The sequence below is a fragment of the Streptomyces sp. 13-12-16 genome (genome assembly GCF_002114215.1).
Taxonomy (GTDB): Bacteria; Actinomycetota; Actinomycetes; order Streptomycetales; family Streptomycetaceae; genus Streptomyces.
This window is the reverse complement of the sequence record NZ_NCTE01000182.1, coordinates 1-1,260: the sequence shown is the minus strand read 5'-3', so window position 1 is coordinate 1,260 and position 1,260 is coordinate 1. Positions and strand designations below refer to the sequence as shown.

General features: G+C 73.7%; 2 protein-coding genes. Both read left to right on the top strand.

The window, feature by feature from the left end:
- Window positions 1–276: alpha-glucosidase C-terminal domain-containing protein (locus B7767_RS08560; protein ID WP_256923362.1), on the top strand; the 276-nt coding region annotated here is incomplete at its 5' end.
- 28 nt (window positions 277–304) lie between these two features.
- A partial coding sequence (locus B7767_RS08555) for a maltokinase (RefSeq protein WP_085571643.1) occupies window positions 305–1,260 on the top strand: 956 nt, incomplete at its 3' end.

The following is a 1,260-nucleotide window of genomic DNA, read 5'->3' as shown; positions in this document are numbered from 1 at the left end:
TCCTACACCGAGCTGCCGTCCTCCAACCCCGCCGTCCTCGCCTTCCTGCGCGAGTACGAGGACGACCTGGTGCTCTGCGTCAACAACTTCTCACGCTTCGCCCAGCCCACCGAGCTGGACCTGCGCGAGTTCGACGGACGGCACCCGGTCGAGCTGTTCGGCGGGGTGCGCTTCCCGGCAGTCGGCGAACTGCCGTACCTGCTGACCCTCGGGGGCCACGGCTTCTACTGGTTCCGGCTCGCCCGAGTCGCGTCCCGCATCGGCCGACGACTGTGAGCGTGTGCCGGGGAGAGGAGGCGTCACCATGACGAAGACCGCGTTCCTGCGGCCGCGAAGCGCGCCCGCCGAGCCCATGGAGTCGCTCACCGGGCTGTTGCGCGAGTGGCTGCCGCTGCAGCGCTGGTTCGCCGGCAAGGACCGGCCCGTCACCGACCTCGGTGTGCTGTCGATGACGGAGCTGTTCCCGGGCTGTCTGCACATGCTGGTGCACGCCGGTCACGGAGGCGTGCCCGCTCCCGGCGGCACCCTCCCGGCCGGTGACTGCTACCAGCTCCTCCTCGGCGTGCGGGAGCACCCCTCGCCGCGGCTCGGCAAGGCGCTCATCGGCAGGGTGCCGGACGGCCGGCTGGCCGGACTGACGGTCTACGACGCCCTGCACGACCCGCGCGCCGCCCAGCTGCTCCTGGAGCGGCTGCGCCACCCCGGCGCGGCGGGCCCGCTGCGGTTCGAGTGCGACGGGTCCCAGCAGGTGCCCGCCGGACTGGTGCCGCGCCTGATGACCGCCGAGCAGTCCAACTCCTCGCTGGTGTACGGCGACGAGTACATCCTGAAGGTGTTCCGGCGCGTCCAGCCCGGTGTCAACCCGGATCTGGAGGTGCCCGGGGCGCTGGCCCGGCAGGGCTGCCACCGGGTGCCCGCCCCGGTGGCCTGGCTGCGCACCACGCATCCGTTCAACGCGACGCTCGGCGTGCTCCAGCCGTATCTGCGCAACGCCTCCGACGGCTGGACTCTGGCCCTCGACGCGCTCGCCTCCGGTGACGACTTCACCGCGCAGTCGCACGCGCTGGGCCGGGCCACGGCGGACGTCCACCTCGCGCTGTCCACGGCGTTCCCCATCGGCGCGCCGGGCGAGAACGGGCGGACGGCGACGGCGATGACCGAGCGGCTGACCGCCGCGGCGCACGCCGTCCCCGCGCTCCAGCCGTTCGTGCCGGGGCTGCGGGCCGCCTTCGCCGCCCTGACCACCTGCGACGCCGGGCC